Annotated in this window: 20 protein-coding genes and 2 tRNA genes; 6 read left to right on the top strand and 16 right to left on the bottom strand. The window is 65.8% G+C overall.

The genetic code is table 11. The features are described from left to right. Both ACTIFJ_RS07655 and ACTIFJ_RS07660 read right to left on the bottom strand, forming a co-directional pair. A partial coding sequence (locus tag ACTIFJ_RS07655; protein ID WP_439533507.1) for an SAM-dependent methyltransferase occupies positions 1–308 on the bottom strand: 308 nt, incomplete at its 3' end. Next, positions 305–1,348 carry a Ppx/GppA phosphatase family protein gene (locus ACTIFJ_RS07660; RefSeq protein WP_439533508.1) on the bottom strand — a complete coding sequence of 348 codons (1,044 nt, stop codon included), beginning with the start codon at positions 1,346–1,348 and terminating at the stop codon, positions 305–307. The genes ACTIFJ_RS07655 and ACTIFJ_RS07660, both read right to left, overlap by 4 nt. 257 nt (positions 1,349–1,605) lie before the next feature. On the opposite strand from ACTIFJ_RS07660, the gene ACTIFJ_RS07665 reads away from it, so the two are divergent. Together ACTIFJ_RS07665 and ACTIFJ_RS07670 are read left to right on the top strand one after the other, a co-directional pair. After that, positions 1,606–1,679, top strand: a tRNA-Gln gene (locus tag ACTIFJ_RS07665). A gap of 74 nt (positions 1,680–1,753) precedes the next feature. Next, positions 1,754–1,829, top strand: a tRNA-Ala gene (locus ACTIFJ_RS07670). Positions 1,830–1,940: 111 nt separating this feature from the next. Here the strand turns inward: ACTIFJ_RS07670 and ACTIFJ_RS07675 are convergent. The 7 genes from ACTIFJ_RS07675 to ACTIFJ_RS07705 all read right to left on the bottom strand — a co-directional run bounded on the left by ACTIFJ_RS07675 (position 1,941) and on the right by ACTIFJ_RS07705 (position 8,204). After that, on the bottom strand, positions 1,941–2,897 hold the full coding sequence (locus tag ACTIFJ_RS07675; protein ID WP_439533509.1) for a Gfo/Idh/MocA family oxidoreductase: 957 nt from the start codon (positions 2,895–2,897) through the stop codon (positions 1,941–1,943). Then, a complete protein-coding gene (locus tag ACTIFJ_RS07680; RefSeq protein WP_439533510.1) occupies positions 2,894–3,736 on the bottom strand; it encodes a class III extradiol dioxygenase subunit beta in 843 nt (280 codons plus the stop codon). Before ACTIFJ_RS07680 ends, ACTIFJ_RS07675 begins: the two co-directional genes overlap by 4 nt. A gap of 1 nt (position 3,737) precedes the next feature. Beyond that, positions 3,738–4,142 (bottom strand): protocatechuate 4,5-dioxygenase subunit alpha, encoded by a 405-nt coding sequence (gene ligA / locus ACTIFJ_RS07685; protein WP_439533511.1) that lies wholly within the window; start codon positions 4,140–4,142, stop codon positions 3,738–3,740. Next, a complete protein-coding gene (locus ACTIFJ_RS07690) occupies positions 4,139–5,164 on the bottom strand; it encodes a Rieske 2Fe-2S domain-containing protein (protein WP_439533512.1) in 1,026 nt (341 codons plus the stop codon). The genes ligA and ACTIFJ_RS07690 overlap by 4 nt, the downstream gene beginning before the upstream one ends. After that, entirely contained in the window at positions 5,161–6,186 is a 1,026-nt protein-coding gene (locus ACTIFJ_RS07695) for an amidohydrolase family protein (protein ID WP_439533513.1), read from the bottom strand. The genes ACTIFJ_RS07690 and ACTIFJ_RS07695 overlap by 4 nt, the downstream gene beginning before the upstream one ends. Further along, positions 6,183–6,992, bottom strand: coding sequence for a DUF1932 domain-containing protein (locus ACTIFJ_RS07700; protein ID WP_439533514.1), 810 nt, complete (start codon positions 6,990–6,992; stop codon positions 6,183–6,185). Before ACTIFJ_RS07700 ends, ACTIFJ_RS07695 begins: the two co-directional genes overlap by 4 nt. 66 nt (positions 6,993–7,058) lie before the next feature. Continuing rightward, the gene (locus tag ACTIFJ_RS07705) at positions 7,059–8,204 is read right to left on the bottom strand and encodes a LysR family transcriptional regulator (protein ID WP_439533540.1); all 1,146 of its coding nucleotides are present in this window, start codon (positions 8,202–8,204) and stop codon (positions 7,059–7,061) included. 104 nt (positions 8,205–8,308) lie between these two features. On the opposite strand from ACTIFJ_RS07705, the gene ligK reads away from it, so the two are divergent. From ligK to ACTIFJ_RS07720, 3 genes are read left to right on the top strand one after another with little or no spacing between them, the layout of a single operon-like run. Continuing rightward, complete coding sequence (gene ligK / locus ACTIFJ_RS07710; protein WP_439533515.1) at positions 8,309–8,983, top strand: 4-carboxy-4-hydroxy-2-oxoadipate aldolase/oxaloacetate decarboxylase; 675 nt, start codon at positions 8,309–8,311, stop codon at positions 8,981–8,983. Next, a complete protein-coding gene (locus ACTIFJ_RS07715; RefSeq protein WP_439533516.1) occupies positions 8,976–10,031 on the top strand; it encodes a 4-oxalomesaconate tautomerase in 1,056 nt (351 codons plus the stop codon). Before ligK ends, ACTIFJ_RS07715 begins: the two co-directional genes overlap by 8 nt. Further along, positions 10,028–10,915, top strand: a complete 888-nt coding sequence (locus ACTIFJ_RS07720) for an amidohydrolase family protein (protein WP_439533517.1) — start codon at positions 10,028–10,030, stop codon at positions 10,913–10,915. Before ACTIFJ_RS07715 ends, ACTIFJ_RS07720 begins: the two co-directional genes overlap by 4 nt. On the opposite strand, the gene pobA is transcribed toward ACTIFJ_RS07720, so the two are convergent. Genes pobA through ACTIFJ_RS07735 form a run of 3 tightly spaced genes read right to left on the bottom strand, consistent with a single transcriptional unit; the run spans position 10,910 to position 15,077 of the window. After that, entirely contained in the window at positions 10,910–12,079 is a 1,170-nt protein-coding gene (gene pobA / locus ACTIFJ_RS07725; RefSeq protein WP_439533518.1) for a 4-hydroxybenzoate 3-monooxygenase, read from the bottom strand. The genes ACTIFJ_RS07720 and pobA overlap by 6 nt on opposite strands. After that, positions 12,076–14,214 carry an acetate--CoA ligase family protein gene (locus tag ACTIFJ_RS07730; RefSeq protein ID WP_439533519.1) on the bottom strand — a complete coding sequence of 713 codons (2,139 nt, stop codon included), beginning with the start codon at positions 14,212–14,214 and terminating at the stop codon, positions 12,076–12,078. The genes pobA and ACTIFJ_RS07730 overlap by 4 nt, the downstream gene beginning before the upstream one ends. A gap of 26 nt (positions 14,215–14,240) precedes the next feature. Then, positions 14,241–15,077, bottom strand: a complete 837-nt coding sequence (locus tag ACTIFJ_RS07735) for a p-hydroxycinnamoyl CoA hydratase/lyase (protein ID WP_439533520.1) — start codon at positions 15,075–15,077, stop codon at positions 14,241–14,243. Positions 15,078–15,159: 82 nt separating this feature from the next. On the opposite strand from ACTIFJ_RS07735, the gene ACTIFJ_RS07740 reads away from it, so the two are divergent. Then, positions 15,160–15,600, top strand: coding sequence for a MarR family winged helix-turn-helix transcriptional regulator (locus ACTIFJ_RS07740; protein ID WP_439533521.1), 441 nt, complete (start codon positions 15,160–15,162; stop codon positions 15,598–15,600). 5 nt (positions 15,601–15,605) lie between these two features. Here ACTIFJ_RS07740 and ACTIFJ_RS07745 read toward each other — a convergent pair whose 3' ends face one another. The 4 genes from ACTIFJ_RS07745 to ACTIFJ_RS07760 all read right to left on the bottom strand — a co-directional run. Next, positions 15,606–15,992, bottom strand: coding sequence for a DUF3237 domain-containing protein (locus ACTIFJ_RS07745; RefSeq protein ID WP_439533522.1), 387 nt, complete (start codon positions 15,990–15,992; stop codon positions 15,606–15,608). 29 nt (positions 15,993–16,021) lie between these two features. Continuing rightward, positions 16,022–17,263, bottom strand: a complete 1,242-nt coding sequence (locus ACTIFJ_RS07750; RefSeq protein WP_439533523.1) for a flavin-dependent oxidoreductase — start codon at positions 17,261–17,263, stop codon at positions 16,022–16,024. Positions 17,264–17,354: 91 nt separating this feature from the next. Beyond that, complete coding sequence (locus tag ACTIFJ_RS07755) at positions 17,355–18,752, bottom strand: aldehyde dehydrogenase (RefSeq protein ID WP_439533524.1); 1,398 nt, start codon at positions 18,750–18,752, stop codon at positions 17,355–17,357. 106 nt (positions 18,753–18,858) lie between these two features. Further along, the coding region (locus ACTIFJ_RS07760; RefSeq protein WP_439533525.1) for a TonB-dependent receptor at positions 18,859–20,797 on the bottom strand (1,939 nt) is incomplete at its 5' end.

The raw sequence follows: 20,797 nt of genomic DNA on the forward strand, positions 1-20,797 counted from the left end.
ACGCGGGCGCGGGGCCGGCGCTCCTTGACGATCTGGCACCAGCCACCGGGCGCGGCGCCGAGATCGAGCACGCGCTCGACCTGGCCCAACAGCGAGAACTGCTGGTCCAGTTCCTTCAGCTTGAAGGCGGCGCGGCTGCGGTAGCCAGCCGCCTTGGCGGCGGCGACATAGGGATCGTTGAGCTGGCGCTCCAGCCAGCGGTTGGACGAGGTGGTCCGGCGCTTGGCAGTCTTGACGCGGACCTTGCCGCCGCGCGACCGGCCGCTGCCCGATCCGCTCGGGCCTCCGGCGCCTGGGGATGTGGTCATGCGCCGATCCAGGTGCCGTCACGCGTCATCAGCGTTCGCAAAATGCCCTCGCGGATGCCGCGATCGGCGACGCGGACGAGGCTGCCGCCGCTGCCGCCATCATCGTTGTGATCGCGACTGCCGGGCCAGCGCTGGAGGATCGCATCGAGAATGGCGCAGCCGGCGACGATCAGCTCGGCACGGTCCGGACCGATGCAGGCGATGCGGGCGCGCTCGTCGACGCTCTGGCTGGCGATGGCGCGGCACAGCGCCAGCAGCGGGCCGGTAGCGATGGCACAGCCATCGACGCGGCGGCGATCATAACCGGGCAACCCGAGCTCGACGCTGGCCAGCGTGGTGATGGTGCCCGAGGTGCCGAGCAGCTGGACCTCGGTAACGCCGCGCGCTGCAACGCGGATAGCGAACTGATCGAGCATCGGCGCGACCTGCGCCAGCATTCGGGCATAAGCGGCGCTGCGCTCCCCCTCGGCCATCGCCACCGGCTCTGTCTCGGCGAGGCTGACGACGCCCCAGGGCAGGCTGATCCATTCGAGAATGCGGGGATCGTTGCAATTGCCGGACTTCGGCTCGACCAGCATCAGCTCGCTGGAGCCACCGCCGATATCGAAGACCAGCGCCGGCGGGCCGTCGCAGTCGATCAGCGTATGGCAGCCCATCACCGCCAGCCGGGCCTCCTCGGCGGCGCTGACGACATCGAGGGCGATGCCGGTTTCGGCATAGACGCGGTCGACAAAGCGGGGGCCATTGGCGGCGCGCCGGCAGGCTTCGGTAGCGACGTTGCGGGTGAGGCGGACGTCGCGGCGGGCCAGCTTGTCGGCACAGGCGGCGAGCGCGGCGACGGCGCGGTCCATCGCGGCGTCGGACAGGCGGCCCGATTCCATCAGCCCCTCCCCCAGCCGGACGACACGGGAATAGGCGTCGACGACGACAAAGCCTTCGGGAGACGGCCGGGCGATCAACAGGCGGCAGTTGTTGGTGCCGAGATCGAGCGCGCCATAGGTACGACCGCGACGCTGCTGGGGTCGGGCCGGGGATCGCATCGGCGCGCGCTCAGGCAGGGGCGGGGCGACAGGCACAGGGCTCCCCTGTCCTCGCAACGACACCAATGGATCGGCCTCTGCCGACATCCGCATTCTTCCTGTCTTCACCGGCACAAGGCATGTGTGCCGGAACCTGCGGACAAGCTAACCCGCCTAGGGCAAAAGGGCAAATAGCGGGATGGACGCAGCGCGATGTTGACACTGCCGCCGACCATGCCTATTCGCTCGCCGGTCCGAAGGCTCTGGCCTGCCGGTATTGCCCCGTCGTCTAATGGTAAGACACCGGATTCTGATTCCGTTTATCGAGGTTCGAATCCTCGCGGGGCATCCACACTCGACATCAGGTGAATCCGACGTTGCACGGCGTGCGGAAGCGGGCTAATGGGGCCGCCTTCCGTCGCGTGTGGGGCAGTAGCTCAGATGGGAGAGCGCAGCAATCGCACTGCTGAGGTCAGGGGTTCGATCCCCCTCTGCTCCACCACGACGGCCGGCATAATCTGAGAACTGAAAGCCATACGGGCGATATTTTTCAGGCACATGCAGGATTATGCCGGTCATGCAAGAATTGCGTGACGAAGCCACGCCCGATGATTCAGGACCAGCCGTCCTGCTGGTCCAGCGATGCGGCCAGATCGCCGATGACTCGGTAGCAGTCCATCACGTCGGCGACGGCGCTGTTCGGCATCCGCCCCTCGCGGATCGCCGAGACGAACTCCCGGTCCTGAAGTTCGATGCCGTTCATCGATACGGCGACCTGCGTCACGTCGACCGGCTCCTCGCTGCCGTTCACCAGATCGTCGTAGCGGGCGATATAGGTGGCGGTGTCGCCGATGTAACGGAAGAAGGTACCGAGCGGCCCCTCGTTGTTGAAAGACAGGGACAGGGTGCAGAGCGCGCCGGTTTCGCTCTTGAGCTGGATCGACATGTCCATGGCGATGCCGAGCTCCGGGTGCTTCGGCCCCTGCATGGCGTTGGCGGCGACGATGCGGCCGGCTTGATAAGCGAACAGATCGATGGTGTGGGCCGCGTGATGCCAGAGCAGATGGTCGGTCCAGCTACGCGGCTGGCCCTTGGCGTTCATGTTGCGGCGGCGGAAGAAATAGGTCTGCACGTCCATCTGCTGGACGGCGAATTCGCCGGCGCGGATGCGGTTGTGGACGAACTGGTGCGACGGATTGAACCGCCGCGTGTGCCCGACCATGCAGACCAGACCGGTTTCCTGCTGCGTTTTCAGCACGGCCCGCGCATCGTCCCAGCTGTCGGCGAGCGGGATCTCGACCTGGACGTGCTTGCCGGCCTGCATGCAGGCTATCGCCTGTCGGGCATGAAGCTGGGTCGGCGTGCAGAGGATGACCGCATCGACATCGTCTCTGGCGAGTGCCTCGGCGAGATCGGTGCTGCTATGCGAAGCACCGTATTTTTTCGCGACGGCCGCGGCCTGTTCCTCGGTGCGGCTGATGATCGAGACGATCTCGACGCCGTCGATCAGCTTCAGCGCGTCAAGGTGCTTTTCGCCAAAGGCGCCGGCTCCGGCAAGGGCAATTCTCATTCCAGGGGCTCCAGTACGATGTGACCGATGGCGGTGTTGCTGCACGGGACATGATAGTGACGATGCAGGCAGCGTGTTCGAGCGCCCAAGGCACCGCGCATGATCAGCCACATCACCATCTCGATGCCTTCGCTGCCGGTCTCGCGCAGATATTCGATATGGGGGACGTGCCGCAGCCGGTCGCTTTCCCCGATCATGCCATCGAGAAAATTATTGTCCCATGCGGGGTTGATCAGCCCGGCACGGGCACCCTGAAGTTGGTGGCTCATGCCGCCGGTGCCCCAGATCTGCACATTCAGGTCTTCCGGAAAGCTGCGGACGGCGCGGGCGATCGCCTCGCCCAGCGCCCAGCAGCGGTTACCCGAGGGCACCGGATAGGTGACGACATTAACGATGATCGGCACGACCTTGACCGGCCAGCGTTCGGCCGTGCCGAACATCATCGACAGCGGCACGGTGAGGCCATGGTCGACATCCATCTCGTTGATGATGGTCATGTCGAAATCGTCGAGGATCAGGCTCTGGGCGATGTGCCAGCCGAGATCAGCATGGCCCTCCACGTCCGGCACCGGGCGTGGCCCCCAGCCCTCGTCTGCCGGGCGATAATGGTCGCCGCAGCCGATGGCGAAGGTCGGGATGATGCGGGCGTCGAAGGCCGAGGCATGGTCGTTGTAGACCAGTATCACCACGTCCGGCTTCTCGGTGGCCTGCCATTGCCGGGTCCATTCATAGCCCGCGAAGATCGGGCCGAAATAATCGTCGCCGGTCTTGCCCTGGTCGACGGCGACCCCGAGCAGCGGCACATGGCTGGAGCCGACACCGGCGGTGATGCGCGCCATCTCAGCGGCCCTCCCTGATCGAACGATTGCCATCCGGCGAGCGGCCGCCGGCGTTCATCATCGCGCGATACTCGGCAAAACTCATGTCGGTCATCGTCGACACCGCTTCGGCGAAGCTGATGCCATCAGTGGCGAAGATTTTCGACAGGAAATAGATGTTGCCGCCGAGATCGAGCATCTGGTTGTAGTCGCGGACCAGCACGGCCGCTTTCTGCGCGTCGGTCAGCTTCCACGCCTCCAGATAGTCGCGCTCGTCGGCCTTCCAGCGCTCGCGGTTTTCCGGCTTCATCAGGCTCATCGCGAACTGGTTGAGCCAATAGCCCTGGCGGGCGCGCGCCGCGGTGAAGACCCGGGTACCAGGGATATCCTCGAACTGGGCCAGATAGGCATGGATGTCCCGGGTCATCGTGCGGACGCTCCGATCTTGCGCGCAATCAGCTGACGGGTGCGCACGCCGCCCTGGTCGATGTTGAACGCGGCCAGCCGCAGATCGGGGTTGGCATCTATCGACTTCTGCTGGGCCTCCAGCACCTCGACATCCTGGGCAAAGACGCGCGCCTGCTGGGCCTTGAAGCGCACCGTGAAGCCGAGGTCGTCGATATCGAAGTTGCGCGCCATGCCCCAGAAATAATGGGTGCTGGTTTCGGTTCGGGGCGTCATGAAATCGATGACGAAGCCGCGAACGCCGTGATCATGGCTGTCGAGGGTGTCGCCGGCTTCGACCGGGGAGACGCCGACGTCGATGATCACAGCGGCCGGCGCCACGAACTGGCATACCTGCCAACGGTCCACCGGACCATCGCGCTTGAGGGCGTCGCGCCAGAACGGCGGCGCCTCGATGCCCGGCATCCAGCGCTTCACATAGACGGTGTCGCCTTCGACCGACGTCTGGATGGGCGCCTCCATGAGTTCGGGCTGGCCGATGGACCCTGCATGCACATAGGTTTCATGGGTCAGATCCATCAGATTGTCGATCACCAGCCGGTAATCGCAGCCGATCGGATAATAGCCGCCGTCGAACGTCCAGCCCGGCGCCGAACACGGCCACAGGTCCGGGATCAGCGCCGGATCGGCCAGCGCCTTGTCGCCGACCCATATCCAGACGAACCGATGCCGCTCGGCTGTCGTGAAGGTCTCGACACAAAGGCCGGCGTTAGGCGCATCGGCCTTGAGCGGCATTTCCTCGGCGATGCCCTGAGCGCTGAGTTTGAGCCCATGGTAGCGGCAGCGGACCGAATCGCCCTCCTTGATCCCCATCGAAAGCGGCAGCAGCCGGTGCGGACAGGCATCGCGCAGGGCGACGACCGTGCGGTCGAGCTTGCGATAAAGGGCGACCGGCACGCCGCAAATGGTGCGGGCGAGCGGCTGGCGATCCACCTCGCTGTCCCAGGCGGCCACATACCAGGCATTGGTGATCCAGCTGGTCACAGCCCCCTCGCCTTCAGGCGCGCATCGAGGCGCGGGAAGACGCGGCGGGCATTGCCCTCGAAGATCGCACGGCGGTCCGCATCACCGATGTCGAGCGCATCGACATAGCGCTTGGTGTCATCGAAATAATGGCCGGTCTGCGGATCGATGCCGCGAACGGCACCGACCATCTCGCTGCCGAACAGGATGTTGCGGGTTTCGATGACCTCGGCGAGCAGATTGATGCCGGGCTGATGATAGACACAGGTATCGAAGTACACATTGTCCATCAGATGGCTGGCGAGCGCCGGCTTGCCGAGCATGTCGGCCAGGCCGCGATAGCGCCCCCAATGATAGGGCACCGCGCCGCCGCCATGGGGGATGATGAAGCGCAGGGTCGGGAAGCGGGCGAACAGATCGCCTTCCAGCAGCTGCATGAAGGCGATGGTGTCGGCGGCGATATAATAGGCGCCGGTCGCATGCAGGCCGGGATTGCACGAGCCCGAGACATGGATCATCGCCGGCACATCGAGGGCGCACATCGCCTCGTAGATCGGGAACCAATAGGGATCGGTAAGCGGCGGATGGCGGAAATGCCCGCCGCCCGGATCCGGATTGAGGTTGCAGCCGATGAACCCCAGCTGCTCGACACAGCGGTGCAGCTCCTCGACCGAGGCGGCGAGATCGGCACCGGGGCTCTGGGGCAGCTGGCAGACCCCTACAAAGGTCTCCGGGTATAGCGCGACGACGCGGGCGATCAGATTGTTGCAATGAAAAGCCCAGGCCCGGCTGACTTCCTGATCGCCGACATGATGGGCCATGGCGCTGGCCCGCGGCGAGAAGATGGTCATGTCGGCGCCGCGCTCGCGGACAAGGCGGAGCTGGTTCTTCTCGATCGTGTCGCGGATCAAATCGTCGGAAATATCCGGATAGGGCGGCACCGGGGCGCCCGACCGGAAAGCCGCCTGCTGCGCCTCCCGCCACTGGTTATGCGGCTCGGGCGCGGTCGTGTAATGGCCGTGGCAATCGATGACCAGCGTCACGCGGCGGGCCTCCTCTTCAGCGGCCTGCCGGCTTGGGCACGCTGCCGGCGCACCGTCGCCATGGTCATCAGCGGATCGACCCCGAGGGCCGCCAGGGTCTTGACGGATTCCTCCATCTCGGCGGCGCGGCGAAGGCCATGGCTGACCATGCGCTCGATATTATAGTCCGCCCGCCTGGCCCAGGGCAGCGGCCGCTCGCTGGCATCCAGCGAGGCCAGCACCTCATCAGCAACCCCGGCCGCTTCGGCCGCCAGCATCATTTCAGCGGTGAGCGCCTCGATGCCCTTGACCATCACCGACCGGATCATCTTGATCGCCGACGCCTGGCCGATATCGGTACCAACCGATCGGACATTGGTAAAGCCGGCATCCCGCAGCCGATCGCCCGCCGCGTCGGCCGCCTCGCCCGAGAGCAGCAGGGGCACCGCCAGTCGCGCCGGATGGACCGGGGCCAGGATGGCGACGTCGACATAGCGATGCCCGGCGGCGGCCAGAACCGCGGCGGCGCGCCGCTTCGTTTCGGGGGCGACGGAGTTCATGTCGCACCATATCGCCTCTTCGGCGAGCAGGCCGGCATTCGCCTGTGCGGCGGCAAGAGCCTGGTCGGCAGTGACCAGCGATAGCACCAGCGAGGCGCCAGCCAGCGCCTCGGCGGCGTTTGCAGCGGGGCGCAGGCCATCGGCGGCAAGCGAGGCCCGGCGCTCGGGCAGCAGGTCATGACCCGATGCGGCCGCGCCCCAATCGGCGACCCTCGCGAATGTAGATCCGGCTTCACCATAGCCGATCAGGGCAAGGGTCGTCTGCATGGGCCTGAGATGCGCGGAGCCCGGCGGCGCGACAAATCGGAAATGGCCGTCGCCGATAAGGATTAGCTAATTCTTCGGTGCGGCCTGTGAAAGGGCAGCGAGAAAGTCCGACTGAATGGCCGACGGTCGCCAGGCGGCCCGGGAAGTGAGGGCGATGGTGCGTCCGAGATCGTCCGGCAGGGCGGCGACCTGCGCCAGCCAGCCGGCTTCGATCTCCACGGCGACCTGATCCCGGGACAGCAGGGTCAGGAAATCGCTTCCCACCAGCAGCTGGCGGATGATCATGACCGAGCCGGATTCGACGCGTACCGGCGGCACGGGCAATCCGGCACGGGCGAACATCTGCTCCCAGATCGTGCGCAGCGGCGCGCCTCGCGCCGCAATCACCCAGGGGAACACGGCCAGGTCCGACAGCGCGGCATGCCCGAGCATCGGATGGCCCTTGCGTCCCATCACCACCAGTCCATCCCGGAACAGCGTCTGCTGGCGAAGATCGGGCTCGGTCAGCGGATCACGCTCGGCGCCGATCATCATGTCGATCACGCCGTTGCGCAGCGGCTCGACAAGCTCGGCGCGTGAGCCTTCGACAATGGTGATGCCGACGCCGGGGTGCTGACGCAGAAAAGCCCCGATCGCCTGCGGCAAGACCCGCGCGCGCGACAGCGGCATTGCGCCGATGGCGATGCGACGCGTTTCATGGCCGCGCAGCGCCGCCACCTCGGCCAGCCCGGCCTCGAGTTCCACCCGTGCCAGCCGAAAGCATCGGGCCAGCGGTGCGCCCGCCGCGGTGAGAACGACGCGCTTGCCCTGCCGCTTGACCAGCTTGCGCCCCATGGCCAGCTCGAGGTCGTTGACGGCGCGGTGTAGCGACGGCGCGGACAGCCCAATCGCGTGCGCGGCGCCGGTGTAGCTGCCGGCATCGGCCAGCGCCAGAAAGGCGCGGAAGCGCGACATGGTGACCGCCGGACTGGCGATCAGATCCAGCGCGGCATCGACATAGGGCAGCAGCGTCGCGGCAACAGCGGTGGGCGACATGCCGTCATGGCGCCGCTCGAACAGCGCCGTTCCGAGCCTGTCCTCGATGGTGGAAAGGGCCTGGGTTATCGCCGGCTGGGTGAGATTGACCGCTTCAGCCGCCGCGCTCATCGTGCCGAGCCGGGCGATCATCGCCATGGCGCGCAGATGGCGGAGATTGAAGTCCCATATTTCCATGATCGTCATCTTAGCAAAATCTTATATCCACGCCAGACTTCCGCCTTCATCCCCGGACGCGCGCGGCGCAAGATGATCGCACGGGCCGAATTGAGGAGGACAGGGTGAGCGGGATTGTCGTGCAAGACGTCGAGCGGGCACCGATGCATGTCGTAGACGGGCTGGCGGCGTGCGGTGTGGCGACCGTGCATGAAGCCCAGGGACGCACCGGCTTGCTCGCCAGCTACATGCGCCCGATCTACGCCGGCGCGCGCATTGCGGGGTCGGCGGTGACGATCAGCGCAGCACCCGGCGACAACTGGATGATCCATGTCGCGATCGAGCAGCTGCAGGCAGGTGACCTCCTGTTGCTGGCCCCCACCTCCCCCTGCGAGGACGGCTATTTCGGCGATCTGCTGGCCACCTCCGCACAGGCACGAGGCTGCCGAGGGCTGGTGATCGACGCCGGCGTGCGCGACGTCCGCGACCTGACCGAGATGCAGTTTCCGGTCTGGTCGAAGGCGGTGTTTGCGCAGGGCACGGTGAAGAACACGCTCGGATCGGTCAATGTGCCGGTAGTCTGCGCGGGCGCGCTGGTGCAGCCCGGCGATGTCATCGTAGCAGATGATGACGGGGTCTGCGTGGTCCTGCGCGCCGATGCGGAGGCGGTGCTGGAAGCGGCGCGTGCCCGCGAAGCGAACGAGGGCGAGAAGCGGGCAAAGCTGGCGTCCGGCATACTGGGGCTCGACATGTACAAGATGCGCGAGCGGCTGGCGGCGGAACGCCTGAAATATGTCTGAGGGTATCCGCTGCATGTGGATGCGCGGCGGGACATCCAAAGGCGGCTATTTCCTGAAGGACCACCTACCGACGGACGCGGGGGCACGCGATGCGCTGCTTTTGCGGATTATGGGGTCTCCCGATGCGCGCCAGATCGATGGCATGGGCGGCGCCGATCCGCTCACCAGCAAGGTCGCTGTCGTCAGCCGGTCGGCGCGACCGGGGATCGATATCGATTATCTGTTCCTGCAGGTGTTCGTGGACAAGGCGCTGGTGTCCGACGCACAAAACTGCGGCAATATCCTGGCCGGCGTCGGCCCCTTTGCAATCGAGCGAGGGCTGGTAGCGGCCCAGCGCGACGAGACCCCCGTATCAATCTACATGGAAAACACCGGCCAGGTGGCTGTGGCGACCGTGCAGACCCCTGGCGGCATCGTCAGCTATGCCGGCGATGCGGCGATCGACGGGGTTCCCGGGCGGCACGCCCCGGTGCCGCTGATGTTTCGGGACACCGCCGGCTCGTCCTGCGGCGCCCTGCTGCCAAGCGGGCGGGCCGTGGATGTGATCGACGGCGTGCCAGTGACGCTTATCGACAATGGCATGCCGTGCGTGGTGATGAAGGCACAGGATATCGGCGTCACCGGTTACGAGGACCGGGAAGCGCTTGATGGTGACAGCGCCCTGAAAGCGCGACTGGAGACGATCCGCCTGGCCGTGGGGAAGCGGATGAACTTGGGCGATGTGCGGGACAAGTCCGTGCCTAAGATGATGCTGGTGGCGCCGCCGCGCGCCGGCGGGGCCATCTGCGTGCGCAGCTTCATCCCGCACCGCGCCCATGCGAGCCTCGGCGTGCTCGGCGCGGTCAGCGTGGCCACCGCCTGCCTGATCCCGGGCTCGCCGGCCGCCGAGGTGGCGGCAATCCCGCCGGGGCCACGCAAGCGGCTGTCCATCGAGCATCCGACCGGCGAGATGACCTGTGTGCTCGAGCTCGATGGTGCCGGGGCCGTCAGCAGCGCCGGGCTGATGCGGACGGCACGCAAGCTGATGGATGGGGAGGTTTTTCCATGAGCGACGCGGCCGGCCAGCGCATTGTTTCCTGGCATAGCGCACCATCGACGCCACGTTTCGTGCCGCCGGCGGGGGCGGTCGATGCCCATTGCCATGTGTTCGGGCCGATGGCGCGGTTTCCGTTCAGTGCGAAAGCCAAATATCTGCCCGAGGATGCCGGGTCGGACAGGCTGTTCGCGCTGCGCGACCATCTCGGCTTTTGCCGCAATGTCATCGTGCAGGCGAGCTGCCATGGCACCGACAATGCCGCGACGCTCGATGCGATTGCGCGGTCGGCGGGCATGGCGCGCGGCGTTGCGGTGGTCGATCCGGCTATTTCGGACGCAGAACTGGCGGCGCTGCACGCCGGCGGCATCCGGGGCGTGCGCTTCAACTTCCTGAAACGGCTGGTCGACGATGCGCCGAAGGACCGATTCATCGAGGTGGCGCGCCGGCTGCCGCCGGGCTGGCATGTGGTCGTTTATTTCGAGGCCGACCTACTGGAGGAACTCAAGCCGTTCCTTGCGGCGATCCCGGTGCCGGTCGTGATCGACCATATGGGGCGGCCAGACGTGACGCAGGGGCCGGACGGGGCGGACATGCGAGCCTTCCGGACGCTGCTCGATAGCCGCGAGGACATCTGGTTCAAGGCCACCTGCCCTGACCGGCTGGACCCCGGCGGCGACCCGTGGACGGCATTTGCCGAAGCCGTGGCGCCGCTGGTCTGTGCCTATCCTGACCGGGCGCTCTGGGGCACGGACTGGCCGCATCCCAATATGGAAAGCAACATCCCCGATGACGGGCATCTGGTCGACATGATCCCGCGGATCGCGCCGGATGCCGATCTGCAGCGCAAGCTGCTGGTCGACAATCCGATGCGGCTCTACTGGCAAGAGGCGCTATAGCGGCAGGCCGACATAGTTTTCGGCGATGCTGGTCTGGGCAGCCCGGCTGGAGGCGATATAGTCCAGCTCGGCCACCTGCATGGCGCGTTCGAACGGGCCATCCTCGGGAAAGCGGTGCATCAGCCGGGTGAGCGACCAGGAGAAGCGCTCGCTCTTCCAGACCCGGGCCAGCGCCTTTGCCGAATAACCGGCGATGGCATCGGCATCATGGTGGCGGAACCAGCCGGCCAGCGCTTCCACGGCATAGTGAACGTCGCTGGCGGCGAGATTGAGCCCCTTGGCGCCGGTCGGCGGCACGATATGCGCCGAGTCGCCGCACAGCAGCAGGCTGCCATGGCGCATCGGCTCGAAGACATAGGAGCGCAGCGGCGCGATCGACTTCTCGATGGAGGGGCCGCGCGTCATGCCGGCCGCGGCCTCCGGCCCCAGGCGGATGGCCAGCTCGTCCCAGATCCGGTCGTCGGGCCAGTCTTCGATCCGTTCTGACAGCGGCACATCGACATAATAGCGGCTGCGGGTGTGGCTGCGCATCGAGGCGAGCGCAAAGCCGCGCGCATGATTGGCATAGATCAGCTCATGGTTGCACGGCGGTACGTCGGCGAGAATGCCGAGCCAGCCGAAGGGATAGACCCGCTCATATTCGCGAACGGCTGATGCAGGAATCGCCTTGCGGCTGGGGCCATGGAAACCGTCACAGCCGATGATGAAACGGGCATCGAGGCGTTGCGGGTTGCCCTGATGGCTGTACGTGACGAAGGGGGCGTCGCTTTCAATATCATGCAGCGCGACATCGCCGGCCTCGTAGATCACCTGCAGCTGGCGTTCCTGAGCGGCGTCCATCAGGTCTTTTGTTACTTCGGTCTGGCCGTAGACAGTGACGGTCCTGCCGGTGAGGGCGGCGACGTCGATGCGGATCAAGCGCTCGCCATCGGCGAGGTTGAAGCCTTCTTCGACCAGTCCCTCGGCCTTCAGCCGCGCATCGAGCCCGAGGCGGCGCATCAACCCGACAGTCACGCCCTCGAGGACGCCGGCGCGGATGCGGCTGAGGACATAGTCGCCGGTCTGGCGTTCGAGGACCACGCAGTCGACGCCCTCGGCGCGCAGCAGATGGCCGAGCAGCAGGCCCGCCGGCCCGGCGCCGATGATCGCGACCTGCGTTTTCATGATCTGACCTCCGGCATGGGTTGATCGACGAGCATCAGGGCGTCCAACGCGACCGCGCCCTCGCCTTCGGGATGAAGAATGACCGGATTGAGATCGAGTTCGCGCAGCCGGGGCTCGGCCAGCAGCAGGGCGCCGATGCGGCCGATCAGCCTGGCCAGGGCCGGCACGTCGAGCGCCGGAGCGCCGCGATAGCCGTTCAGAAGCGCCGCGCTTTGGAGCGTCATCAGCCTTGCGATGATCGCCTTCTCGCCAAGATCGGGGGTGATCAGGCAGACGTCCTGAAGAATCTCCGCCGTAACGCCGCCGAAGCCGGCGAGCACCACAGGGCCCCAATCCGGATCGTTGCGCGCGCCGACGATCATTTCCACGCCGCGCCGGCCCATCTTTTCGACAAGAACGCCGTCGAGGGCGAGGCTCGGATCATGGGCATGGATGTTGGCGTGCAGCTGCGTCCAGGCGCGGTCCACGGCGTCCCGGCTCGACAGGTTGAGGATGACCCCGCCGGCGTCGCTCTTGTGTGACAGGGCTGCAGCCTGTGCCTTCATCGCCAGCGGAAAGCCGAGGACATCGGCGGCGGCCAGCGCGCCTTCGCGCGATCGGGCAAAGCGGCCCTCGGGAAAGGCAATGCCGAGCGGCGCAAGCAACTGCTTGGCGCGATATTCGGGAATGACCCCGGATTGCCGGCCCAATGACGGCAACGGCGTCGGCGCGGGTGCGTTGTCCGTCAGATCGGTTTGTGCGAGCCGGCAAAGGCGCGCCATGGCCCGAAAGGCCCGCTCGCTCGACGGAAACCAGGGTATGCCCGCCACGCGCAACGCCGTGACATGGGCGGCCTGGATATCGGCCCCCTCATCGAGCCCAGCGAAAATCAGCGGCTTATTGATCACCTTGGCCTCGATGGCGGCAAGGATGGGCGGGATCTTTATCTGCGAAGTGACCGGATCTCCCTGGATGATACCGGTGATAATGGCGCCGATCCGGTCGTCCTCGATCAGGGCCCGCAGCGTGTCGGTGTAGATCTGTGGCTGGCTGAGGCCCTGGGCGGTGATATCGAGAGGATTGCTGACGGGCACGAACGGCGGCAGCACCGCCCTGAGTGCCGGAGCATTCGCATCATCCAGCACGGTCAAGGGCAGGCGAAGGGTCTCGGCGAGATCGAGGGTCAGCGCCTTGAAGGCGCCCGATTCCCCGAGCACCGCCAGCGACGGCTCAGCCAGCGGCACACAGCGGACCAGGATTTCGGCGATGTCCCCCAGCTCTTCCAGCGTCTCGGCGAACACCACGCCGGTGCGCTCGACCTGGGCGCGCATCAGCCTGTAGTCCCCGGCCATCGCCCCGGTATGGGTGGCGGCCGAGGCCCGGGCGGCGCTCGATGTGCCCGGATGCAGGAGGACGATCTGCTTGCCGGCGGCATGGGCCCGCCGGGCAGCGGCCAGAAAGCGTTGCGGCCGGCGAAACTGCTCGACGATCATGGCGATGACATGGGTATGCGGCTCGTCGACCAGCCAGTCGACATAGTCCTCGACGCCACTGGCCGCTTCATTGCCGGTGGATATCGACAGGCTCAGCGCGACGTCGCGCGCCTGAAGCGTGGTGCCGAGAACGGCGGCCATGGCGCCGGACTGCGAGACGATGGCGACGGCGCGGCGACCATCGGGCGAGACGATCCGCGTCTCGACGAAGGTCAGCGGCACGCCGTCGATGTGATTGACCATGCCGAGGCAATTGGGGCCTTCGATCACCATGCCGGAGGTGGCGGCGATGCGTGCCAGCTCGGCCTGATCGGCGGCGCCGGCTGGCCCCTCCTCGGCAAATCCGGCGGCAAAAATGATGGCCGCACCGACCTTGCGGCCCAGCAGACCCCGCATGGCATCGAGTACGCCAGCGCGGGGAATGGCCAGCACGGCGACATCGACCCCAAAAGGCAGCGAGGCGACCGAAGGCAGGCACGCCCGTGAGCCAATCTGATCACGATTGGGATTGATGAGGAAGATGTCGCCGTCGAAGCCGCTGCGATCGAGGTTGCCCAGCACTGAGGCGCCGAGCGCGCCCGGCTTGTCACTGGCACCCACCACGGCGATCGACCGCGGGCGCAGCAGCCGCTCGATCATCCGGCAATCGAGAGTATCGGCCATGGCAATGCCCTCCCCTGCCGATTGGCTCAGTCGCGCACCTTGTTGAGGTCATAGGCGCCGAGGCCGGGCTTGAAGGCCTTGTCGTCGATGAACTGGCGGGTCGCCTCCTTGCGGCCGTCATTGTCGAAGAAATTCGCGGCTTCCTGAGCGCGGACGAGATAGTCCATCGAATTGTCGAAGGTCATTTCGCGGACGCGGCGGATCGCCCATTTCGTCGATCGCAACGCATGGGGGTTCTTGCCGAGCAGCACACCGGCAATTTCGGCGACCCGCGCCTTCAGCCGGTCGGCTGGCACAGCTTCGTTGACCAGCCCCCATTCGGCGGCCTTTCGGCCATCGATGTTCTCGCCCATCATCGCGTGATACATGGCGTTGCGGAAGCCGGTCAGCTCGACAATGATTTTGCTGGCGCCGCCGCCGGGCAGGATGCCCCAGTTGATTTCCGACAGACCGAACTGGGCGTCCTCGGCGGCAACGGCGAGATCGCAACCGAACAGCGGGCCATAGGCGCCACCAAAACACCAGCCATTGACCATGGCGATTGTCGGCTTTTCGAACCAGCGCAGCCGCTCCCACCAGCCATAGGCCTCGCGCTGGGCCTGGCGCATGGCGCCAAGGCCCTTTTCCTCATTGTCCCGGAAATATTCCTTGAGATCCATGCCGGCGGACCAGGCCGTGCCTTCGCCGACAAGAACCACCACCCCGACATCGTCCCTGAACTCCAGCTCTTCCAGAACGCGCTTCATCTGCCGGTTGAGTTTCGGGCTCATGCAGTTGCGCTTTTCCGGACGGTTGAAGGACACCCAGGCGATGCGATTTTCGACCGTGCAGGCGACAGTGTCTTCTTCTGGGCGCTGAGACATGAGATATCCTTGGAGTCGAACGTTATTGTTATGAAACATAGCATATCGATATTGCTATGGTAAATAGCTTTTGGAGTGCGCCGTGACTGATCAGGCTGTTCTTGAAGCCCCGGATGCCAACCCGCTCGCCCAGCTGCCGGGCTATGCGTTGCGCCGTGCCACCAATGTGATGATGGCGGAGCTGGCCGCGCGGCTGGTGCCGCATGGCCTGCGGATCGGCGATGCATCGGTGCTGCTGGTGGTGGCCGAGCGCACCGACATGACATCGAGCGACATCGGCAGGCTGCTCGATATCCAGCGCGCCAACATGGTGCCGCTGCTCAATCGCCTCGAAACGGCAGGACTGATCCGGCGCCAGCCGATCGACCGCAAGTCACAGGCAATCAGCCTGTCCCCTCAAGGGCTGGAACAGCTGGCCGAGGTGCGGCGGGTGACCGGGCAATTCGAGGCAGACCTGCTGGCAAGGATCCCGCCCGACTGTCGTGAGGCGTTCGTGACCGCGCTTAATGCGCTGACGGCGTAACGACGTCAGTCGGTGATCGGCGGAAAGGCAAACGCCTCGATGATAACGGTCCGATCGCGCTTGCGGCCGAGGCCCGCATATTGAGTCTGGTTGAGCGCGGCATGGTCCGGGCTGGCGGTGCGAAGCCAGATCGTCGACCAGAAACCGCTGGCGCCGGGGCTGCGGAGTCCCCGGGACTGAAGCTCCACGCGCGTCCCGTCGACAAGCTGGAGAAGATAACGGGCGTCGATGGCGACCGCGCCATCGGGCGACACCGTCTGCCAGTCCGTGCCTCCCGGCAGGACCTCGCCTTCCAGGCTGCCGGTAACCGTGCCACCGGCGATGCGGACGAGCCGCAGCGGTCCGCCGGTGTCGGCGTCCAGCGCGTCCGGCGGGCAGACCTCGACGTCCAACCGAAAAACAGGCGGCTGGCCAAACGGAATCATGCCGCGCTTCTGGCCGAGCTGGCCGCCACCTTGTCCCTGGAAAAGCCGGCGACGGCCTTGTAGCGCGCGGCGATCGCTTCCAGCTCACCCTCGGCAAACACCTCCGATATGGTGCTGAAGCCATCGGGCGCGCGGTCCTCACACAATTGCATGCACTGTTCCGGTCCATTGCCCCGATTGGCGAGCACGATGCTCGCCGTGGCCGGAAGCCGCTCGGCCTCATAGGCCTTGAGCGCGACCACCGGTTCGGCATAGGCATTAAGCGCCCCGGCTAGAGCTTCGGCATCGAGAATGCCCTGCGACGCCCCGTTCGAGCCGATCGGATACATCGGATGCGCGGCGTCGCCGAGCAATGTCATCGCGCCGAAAGACCAGGCCGGCAGCGGGTCACGGTCGACCAGCGGAAACTCGAAGACCTGGTCGGCACCTTCGATAAGCGCCGGAATGTCCAGCCAGTCGAAGCGCCAGCTGGCGAAATGGCTGGCAAAGTCGCTCTTGCGACCCTCCTTGTTCCAGTTTTCCCGGCCAGGCATCTGGTCGACGGCCAGTTCCGCGATCCAGTTGATCACCTGCAGGCCATCGGCATCGGGCAGGCTGATGGGGTAGCAGACGAACTTGCAGTCCTGGTTGCCGGCCATGATCATCGACGCCCCGCTGAGATAGGGCCTGGCCCGGGTGACCGCGCGCCAGAGGATGCGCCCGCCATAGCGCGGCAAGCCCTCGCCGGGATAAAGCTGCCGGCGAAGCGTGGAATGAATACCGTCTGCGGCCACCAGCAGATCGGCGTCGACGGTGATGCGGCGGCCGTCAGGGCGCTCGAATGTCGCGGACGCCGGCGGGCCAGGCGCGGCGGCGATCAGCCGATGCCCGGTCAGCAGCCGGTCGGCGCCAAGCCGCTGCTGCGCCGCTTCGAACAGGGCGAGTTGCAGCCGACCGCGATGAATCGAGACCTGCGGCACCGGATAGCCGGCGAAACGGCCGCGCGGCTCCCCCCAGATCTTCTGGCCATGGCGGTTGAAATAGACCAGTTCCCCGGTGGCAACGCCGAGCCCTTCGAGCAGCGTCGCCAGCCCGAGACGGTCCAGGATCGACATCGCATGCGGCAGCAGGTTGATGCCGACGCCGAGCTGTTGCACCTGGGGCACTGCTTCATAGACCATGACATCATGGCCGGCCTCGGCGAGCAGCATGGCGGCAACGCAGCCGGTAATGCCGGCGCCGGCAATACAAATTCTCATTTCCGATCGCTCCCCGGACCTGCCATCTGCGGCTTTTTCAGCGACAATCGCTAGATAGCAACGCCGGGCAACGCAAGTATCGCCGCTCCGATCAGATCGGGAAATGGCCGGGCAAGGTCTCCACCGTGATCCATCGTGTTTCCGTGAAACTGTCGATGCCCTGGCGCCCGCCAAACCGGCCATAGCCGGAGGCGCCGACACCGCCGAACGGCATCTGGGCCTCGTCATGGACGGTCGGTCCGTTGACATGGCAGATGCCGGATCGGATGCGCCTGGCAATGCGCAGGCCATTGGCAACGTCGCGCGTGAACACCGCCGCCGACAGGCCATAGTGACTGTCATTGGCAAGTTCGACCGCATGGTCGTCATCGCGCGCACGAATGATGGCGACCACCGGGCCGAAGCTCTCGTCCCGATAGAGCATCATGTCGGCGGTGACATGGTCGACGACTGTGGCGGGCATCAGCACATTGTCAGCGGTGCCGCCGGCGATCACGCGCGCGTCCATCGACAAGGCGTTTTCGATCAACGCGTTGACATGCAGCACCGTCTTCTGATCGACGACCGCGCCCAGTGGGGTCTTGCCCTCGCGCGGATCGCCCGTTGCCATGCCGCGCGCCTTGGCGGCGAAGCGATCGACAAAGGCGTCCGCCACGTCATCGACGACGATAATCCGCTCGGTCGACATGCAGATCTGGCCTTGGTTCATGAAGGCCCCGAAGGCGGCGGCCTTGACGGCCTCGTCCAGATCGGCATCGGCGAGGACAAGGAGCGGCGCCTTGCCGCCGAGCTCAAGCAGGCAAGGCTTGAGATTTTCAGCGGCGCGCGTGGCAATGATGCGGCCGACATTGGTCGAGCCGGTAAAGTTGATACGCTTCACCTCCGGGGCGTCGATGAGCGCGCCGACAACATCGCCGGCATCCTCCGGAGCGTTGGTGACGAGATTGACGACGCCGTCTGGAAAACCGGCCTCGGCAAAGGCCTCAATGATCAGCCCATGGGTGCGCGGGCACATCTCGCTGGCTTTCAGAATAACCGCATTGCCACAGGCGAGCGGCACAGCGATGGCGCGTACGCCCAGAATGATCGGTGCGTTCCAGGGCGCAATGCCAAGGATCACGCCGACCGGCTCCTTCAAGGCCATGGCGAGGCATCCAGGCTTGTCGGACGGGATGACCTCCCCGGAAATCTGCGTGGTCAGCGCGGCCGCTTCCCGCACCATGCTGACGGAGAGGCCAAGGTTGAACATTGCCCAGCCGGCGGTCGAGCCAGTCTCCGCCATCATGGCGGCCACGAAATCATCGCGTCTCGCCTCCAGAGCGATGGCGGCCTTCATCAGCACCGCACGACGGGCGTTGGGGCCCTGCGCTGCCCAGACCGCAAAGCCGGCGGCAGCCGCGGCGGCGATGGCCGGCATGTCGGCCGCTTTCATCGCCGGCGCCGACGAAGCGACCTCACCGGTCAGCGGATTGAGTCGGGTGAATTGCAAGAGAGCTCTCCTTATTCAACACTACAAGATGCCCCCCGGCCAATCGCGGCCCGGCCTGACGCGGCAGGGCCTGCCAGGCCGAAACCTGGCAGGCATGGCCGCGATGTCAGAAGCGCTTGCCGACCGTAAACGACACCAGCCGGCCAAGGGCACTGGCCGCAGTCGGATCGAAGCCACCACCGCCGTTGGTGCCGGGGGCTAGGTTGACGAAGGGCGGATCGCGATCGAACAGGTTGGTGACATCGAGGCCGAACATCAGACCATTAGCCAGGCCGTTCCGGCTCTTGACCGTGTAATCGAAGTGCAGATCGATGGTCGTGAACGAACTGACCTTTTCCACCGGCGCAATGCGATCATTGCGATAGCCGCCGACATGGTTAAGCGCGATGAAAGCGTTCAATGTGTCGGTGCTGTACAGCGCCGATGTCCGCGCCCGGAAGCTCAGCGGATTGAAGATGGTGTTCAGCGCATCGACAGTCGGCGCGGGCGGCGTGAGGCGCGTGTCGTAGCGCGTAAACACGGTGCCGGCCGCGCGCAGCCGCAGCCGGCCGGGTCCGACATCGAAGGTATAGTCGCCCGAGAAATCGATGCCCTGTGAGATGGAACTGCCGAGGTTGCGCAGGGCGCCATCGATGAACAGGGGAAGCGGATTGGGGACCACGCCGGTCAGCGGCAGCCGCGCCACCTCCCCGGCGATGAACGCCGGATCGGGGTTGCGGGTGATGATCGACGAGAACACGGCTTCCCGCTGCAGGATGCTGAGGTCGCCCACGAACTGGGCAATCTGGTTGCTGTAGCTGACGTGGAAGAAGCCGGCGCTGAGCGTCAGGTCAGGCACGCCAACCGGCGCGATATCGAGACCGAAGCTGTAGGTGGTTGCCCTTTCAGGTCCCAGGTCCGGGTTGCCGCCCGAGCGAGCGAGGCCGATCGTGTTTCCGGTGGGCGATGTCGGGTCCGAATAGTTCTGGACAAACAGCCCGGCGGTTGCCGTCTGAAGGTCACTGAGCAGCGGGGCGCGGAACGAGGTGCCGTAGCTGCCGCGGAAGGTCATGCCGCGAACCGGCGCATAATTGATGCCGATCTTGGGATTCGCCGTCGAGCCGAAGTCGCTATAGTCCTCGATACGCCCGGCGATGTCGATTTCCAGCCGCTCGATGCCGGATACGGCATTGTTCGAGCCGACCAGCGGGATGAAGGCTTCGGCGAAGGCGGCCTTGATGTTGCGGCTCTTGCGGGCGTATCGGTTGACGACATTGCCGACCGGCCCGCTGTCAAAATCGAAGATGCTGAAGGCATGCATATATTCTGCGCCAACAGCCACCCGCAGCTGGCCGCCGGGCAGCGTCATCAGCGGGCCATCGATCTTGGCCTGGAACTGCTTCAGCTCGTTGATGCCCTGGGGATAGAACAGGTTGGTATTGATCCCGTCGAGCACGCTCTGGGGCGTGCCGGGTCCACCGAACGGATTGAAGGCGGTCTGCAGGTTCGTGCTGCGCACCGCGGCGTTGAGCCGGGTACCATCGAAACGGTTTTGCAGGGCTTCGCTGTTGTCACGCCCATAGAAGCCCTGGACTTCGCCGCGCCATTCGCCGCCTAGGCTAAAATCGGCCTTAAGGTTGCCGCCGAAGCTCCGCGCCGAACCCGTGGTGGTGATATTGGGCCCGAGATCGTTGGACAGGCCGTAGTTGACGGTCAGACCGCCGGCCTGGGCAACGGCGGCGGCCGCGCCCGGCGGGGTGACGAAATAGGGGTTGCTGGTCGGCACGAAGATCGAGGTGACGGTCTGGGCCGAGTTGAAGCGGAAGCGACGCTCGGAGAAATAGGCGTCGCCCGAGAGCGTGACCCCGCCAAGCTCCTGCCGGAAGGCCAGCGAGCCGCTGTGACGGATTTGCACAGGAATAAGATCCTGGTCCCTCAGATGCTCGCACCGGTTGCTGGTGCCGGGGACGAGGGCAGATGCATTGGCCGGGGTGACGCCGCCCGCCGGAATGGCATAGGTGGTGCCGCCGGCTACGATAGTGCCGGGATTGCACTGGTTGACGCGG

Origin of the sequence: Polymorphobacter sp., from assembly GCF_051860865.1 — a bacterium.
In the GTDB taxonomy this organism is placed as follows: Bacteria; Pseudomonadota; Alphaproteobacteria; order Sphingomonadales; family Sphingomonadaceae; genus Sandarakinorhabdus.